The organism is Moorena sp. SIO2C4 (assembly GCF_010672485.1).
GTDB classification, from domain to species: Bacteria; Cyanobacteriota; Cyanobacteriia; order Cyanobacteriales; family Coleofasciculaceae; genus Moorena; species Moorena producens.
On sequence record NZ_JAAHGN010000561.1, the window covers coordinates 1 to 4,861 of the forward strand.

General features: G+C 43.8%; 5 protein-coding genes. All 5 read right to left on the reverse strand.

The genetic code is table 11. The features are described 5' to 3' along the window. Positions 1 to 98: 98 nt before the first annotated feature. On the reverse strand, positions 99 to 1,313 hold the full coding sequence (locus tag F6K20_RS24410; protein ID WP_287296351.1) for a bifunctional sterol desaturase/short chain dehydrogenase: 1,215 nt from the start codon (positions 1,311 to 1,313) through the stop codon (positions 99 to 101). Between the two features lie 265 nt (positions 1,314 to 1,578). Then, positions 1,579 to 2,328, reverse strand: a complete 750-nt coding sequence (locus F6K20_RS24415) for an ABC transporter ATP-binding protein (protein ID WP_008186482.1) — start codon at positions 2,326 to 2,328, stop codon at positions 1,579 to 1,581. A gap of 343 nt (positions 2,329 to 2,671) precedes the next feature. Beyond that, the gene (locus F6K20_RS24420; RefSeq protein ID WP_008186483.1) at positions 2,672 to 2,890 is read right to left on the reverse strand and encodes a hypothetical protein; all 219 of its coding nucleotides are present in this window, start codon (positions 2,888 to 2,890) and stop codon (positions 2,672 to 2,674) included. Positions 2,891 to 3,091: 201 nt separating this feature from the next. Beyond that, positions 3,092 to 3,601 carry a chemotaxis protein CheW gene (locus F6K20_RS24425; protein WP_008186485.1) on the reverse strand — a complete coding sequence of 170 codons (510 nt, stop codon included), beginning with the start codon at positions 3,599 to 3,601 and terminating at the stop codon, positions 3,092 to 3,094. 286 nt (positions 3,602 to 3,887) lie between these two features. Next, positions 3,888 to 4,861, reverse strand: a 974-nt coding sequence (locus tag F6K20_RS24430; protein WP_287296349.1) for an ATP-binding response regulator, incomplete at its 5' end; no start/stop codon positions are given.

Sequence of the window (4,861 nt, forward strand, 5' to 3'; positions counted from 1 at the left end):
TCGTCACCTTGGCCTTTCGGCCACGCTACGCGAATGGCTACGCCACCCTTAGTAATTAGTAGCACTAATTAGTAGCAATTAACGCAAGTTCCTAAGGACTAATGACTAAACAGCCTATAGTATAGGCTGACAAAAAATTCCTTGACTGGAAACGCTAAATAGGTTATGGGATTAATAGTCACAATGATGTTACGCACATCACGAGTGGCTAGATTAAGGATTTGCTGGGCTACCCAATCCGCTGACATGACCCCAATCGGATTGAGATTACTTTTAAATGGTCCAAGGATTAGTTTACGTACTACACAAGGAGCATCTAGACGACGCAGGGTAACTAGGTCTCCTAGGGTACGTTTGCTCAGTTCATACAAAGGACTAAAAGCTGGATTAACTTCCGCTTCCGAAGTATTAACCCAAACTTCCTTGCGAGCAATATCTTGGTTCGTCCGAACCGTGGATAAAAACATCTCCAGCAACCGCCAACTTGATAATGTGTTGACCTCGTAGGATTTTGCGATCGCATCGGCTGTCCGTTCTTGATGAACATTGATGCCGTGATTGAGAATTAGAATATCCACATTTTCCAAATGTGGGGCTAGTTCTGACTCTTTACTCACTTGCCAAGTGAAGGTTTTTACTGGCAAGCTTTCACCATTGACACTTAAAGTAACAGTTTGTTCTTGGGAGGTCAGAGCAATCACTTTTGCTCCCCGTTGCTGGAGATGGTACAATAGTGACTGTCCCAGAGTTCCCGATGCTCCCGTCACTGCAATAGTTTTTCCTTGGAGCGATAGTGCTGTCCCCATCAGTTTGTCTACTAAAGTCAATGTGCCGCCATAGTAAGCCTTTTGGTTATCAAAGTGATGTCGCCAATGGTAGCTGCGATTCACCATCCAAGGGGAAGGAGGACAGAGGAATGGACCCGGAAGGTGGGTTCCATCAGTCAACTTATCGGCTCCCTTGATGCCATAGCCACGAGCGATCGCACCAAATAGAAATACCATAGTGTACACAGAACCAGCCAAAGCTGCCCAATGCAGATTTGGTGTCCAGGTATAAGCCAACCACCATACCACCAAGCCTAACATTAGCATAACCAACGCTTCTGGCACATCATTACGCCAGTGCGCCTGTCGATAAATGGTATCACTGACAGCAGTTAAATCCTGACGGAAGACCCGATGATGCCACACATGCAAGCGATACAGAGGTGTCCAGTGATGGGACAGGAGGTGATAGAAGTCTCGCACCAGTTCTACCCACAGAATAGAACCCAGTCCCAAAACCCCTATAGCTAGCCAGAAATTTACCATAAACATGATTATGATGCCTAGAGTGAACAGTAATTTGTCGTGTTGGCAAATTGCCCATTCACATCATAATTAGGTAGGTACAAATAAAACTAAGATGTTGAGGGTGAATCATTAACACTCACCCCTCACCCCTCAACTTTCACCCCTCAACTTTCAACCTTCAACCTTCAACCTTCAACCTTCAACCCTCAACCTTCAATTCTCAACCCTCAACCTTCAACCTTCAATTCTCAACCCTCAACCTTCAACCTTAAACCTTCAACCTTCAACCTTCAACCTTCAACATACCATCTTCCATATAAGACACTTGGTCAGCTACATCGATAATACGAGGATCGTGGGTTACCATCAGCACTGTGCAGCCTTTATCCTTAGCCAGACGACGCAGCAACTCAATGACTGTATGACCACTGTGAGAGTCCAAGGCTGCCGTTGGCTCATCTGCCATAATTAGCGGTGGCTCTTTAGCTAAAGCCCGCGCGATCGCTACCCGTTGCTTCTGTCCCCCTGACAAGTCACTTGGTCTAAGATGTCCTTTCCCCTCTAAACCAACCTGCTCTAATAACGTTTTTGCCTGCTGTCGAGCATTTACCCCCCGAATTCCCTTAATGTTTAGCACAACTTCCACATTCTCTGCTGCTGTCAGAGCTGGAAATAGGTTGAAGTGTTGGAAAATAAAGCCAATGTGTTCTCGTCGAAACTCTGCCAGCTTAGTTCTAGACATACCGGTAATTTCTTGACCCAGTAAATAGACTTTTCCCAAGGTCGGGGTCAGTAATCCGGCCAAGATTGACAAAAGGGTAGTCTTGCCAGAGCCAGACGGTCCCATTAAAAGTTGGATATCACCACGTTTGACTTCCCAGTCAATTCCTTTGAGGACTTGAACACGGTTTTGTCCTGACTGGAAGTCCATCTGCACCCCTTTAGCAAGAATGGAGCGTATACCATACTTAGGTAAATCTATAACTTTAGATACTTTAGAGCCGCCCTTAATCAGTTTTTTGGGAAACACCATATATTAAACTTTAGCAGCACCAGTTGACTAGACTCTTAGGTCGTACTGCTGGAAATTGACGACTCCCCATCGCTAAAGCTAGGGGATTCTGGCAGGTTGATCTGCGCACCCGCGAGCTACACTGAATAGAAACGTTTTGTTTCACATCAGAGGGACTCGCCATAAGTCCTACTGCTAGAGATAAGACTTACTATGCTACATCTTATCTCTAGATGCGTTTTGTCGGATACTTGTTCCGACTGCTTCTACTTCACCCTTATAGTGCTAAGCAACAGTGCTATGCATCGTAGATAGAAGCGTAGGTGGAAGCTACACCCGTGAACTACCAGACCCTGAGCTTAAGCTAAAGCACTGGATTCCGACTTAACAAGGAATTGCCTAAATTTAGTTGCCCAAACCCAGGTCTGATATTCCTGGCATCAGCAGCAGTCCTAGTTTCTAAGACCGATGATTCTGCTTGGTTGTTTTTTTGGCAACAAGGTTTTTTGACTTGGTTATCGACAAAGCGCGTTTTTGATGCTAGCAACTTCTTGGCACAATTCCCAGAAAAAGGCTCTCCCATAGGAAGCTCATCAAGCACGGATAGAGCGCGGGACTTCCCGCTTAACCTTTAATTCTGGCAGATAGCCATTACATAATTTGAAGTATAACAGAAATCTCATCCACTGGGACTATTCCCATTCCATAAAGCTAGGGGCGAAGATAGCTCATAGCTGATTGCTCAATGCTTCACCCCTTTTCCCTTTCCCTGTTCACCTTTTCCCTATTCAGAAACCCAAGGAAGCAATTGATTAACATCTAGCAAAAAGACTGTCAAAGATGTATTTTCTTGGGGAATCACCGCAACATGACTAGCAATTCCTAGGGTATCAGCTTGACGAAAAGACTCTGGTAGGGTACGAATATCAGTCACGGAAACCTCTATCAAATTCGGTGTTTTGAGTACAGGGATACCAAATCCTTCACCCCTCGTATTTTGAGCAATCAGCAGGAAACGTCCTGGGTTAGAAGTGCTGATTTGGCTAGATTTAAATAACCGGCGATACAAGTCGATAATAGGAATTTCCTGATCATCGATATGGGCAATGCCAATATCATTGAGTCCACTGCTATAAACAGTTGTATAATTAATTACTTTGTTGACACACTCAATCGGAAAGGCGAAATTGATGCTGTCTATTCTAAAGACCACTAATTTCAAGAATGATGTAGCCTTCTGATTTGGCGATCGATGAGTATCATTAGGCTGGGAGTCAATTAAGTTATTTTTCATGATGTCCAATTCATAGTGTTAGAATAAGTATGAAGGATGAAAGATTCCAAGTCTTATGATCAGGATTTGGAAGCAATAGGAATTGAATGGAGTAACTCACCAGACTAAGTTTGTCAACTTAGCATTAAAAGTATAATGATGCCCGATAATTCAAGGATATGGTTGCAAGTAACTGATTAGTCGTGGACACCCCTCAAGAAGCTAATTGCTAATTGCTGGCTGATTAGGAATGGCTGATAGCACATCAAGTAGCTTGCGCGTAGCGCATTAGCTGATATATTAATACTTAAACTTCAGATTTACTTTGTTCAATAATTTTTTTGATTTTTCCAATAAAATATTGTTCAATATAAGGTTTAGTAAAGTAAGCGTTAGCCCCCAAATGCATTGCTAAACGCTGATGTTTTTCACTGCTACGAGAGGTAAGCATTGCTATAGGAATTTTTGATAACTGAGGGTCTTGGCGACGTTGACCAAGAAACTCAAAACCGTTCATATTCGGCATTTCAATATCACAAATTATCATCTGCACTTTGGAACTTTGCCGCAATTGTTCCAAGGCTTCCTGTCCATCCCGAGCCTGTAACACTCGGTAACCTGCTTTTTGCAAGGTCATAGCCAAGGTTCGTCGTAAACCTGTAGAATCATCCACAATTAAAATTGTGGGAATTGGAGCAGTTTTAGCAGGAGTTTGAGTCCGGTTAACCGATGACTTTTTCTTAGTGGTAGCTTCAAGGATATGGGACAAGGTTCTTGGTTGAGTCTCTTCCTGGCTTTGAGCTAAAAATTGCTCTAGCAGGGCGTTACCATCTATCACCGGAATTAAACTACCATCCCCCAAGATGGTACAACCATAGGTATAACTGGGAGCCGCAAGGGCTTTGCCAAAGGGTTTAATCACTAGCTCTTGCTCTGTGATCACGCGATCGATTTCTAACGCAAAAGCCTGCTGCTCTCGACGCATTACTACCAGAGGTAATGCCCAATCTTCAGGAGTGGGGACATAGACTAAAGCTTTGCTAGGAGTGGTTTCCCTGACTGGACAGTTATATTCCAAAAGATCAGACATGGTATAAGTGGGAAGCATTTGTCCGCGCCAGAGCAAAAACCGTTTTGTCCCAGATTTTTGCATCTGATCCCCCTTGGGAACCACAATTTCTTCAATACTGTCTGACGGTAAAGCGATAACAATTGGGCCGACTGTAGCAATTAGTAATTTAGCAATGGTTAGAGTTAACGGCAGGCGTAGGGTAAAGGTTG

Coding starts and splice junctions, on each gene's coding strand:
- F6K20_RS24425 (WP_008186485.1), bottom strand. CDS start 3,601: ATGAAAAATAACTTAATTGACTCCCAGCCTAATGATACTCATCGATCG.
- F6K20_RS24420 (WP_008186483.1), bottom strand. CDS start 2,890: ATGGGAGAGCCTTTTTCTGGGAATTGTGCCAAGAAGTTGCTAGCATCA.
- F6K20_RS24410 (WP_287296351.1), bottom strand. CDS start 1,313: ATGGTAAATTTCTGGCTAGCTATAGGGGTTTTGGGACTGGGTTCTATT.
- F6K20_RS24415 (WP_008186482.1), bottom strand. CDS start 2,328: ATGGTGTTTCCCAAAAAACTGATTAAGGGCGGCTCTAAAGTATCTAAA.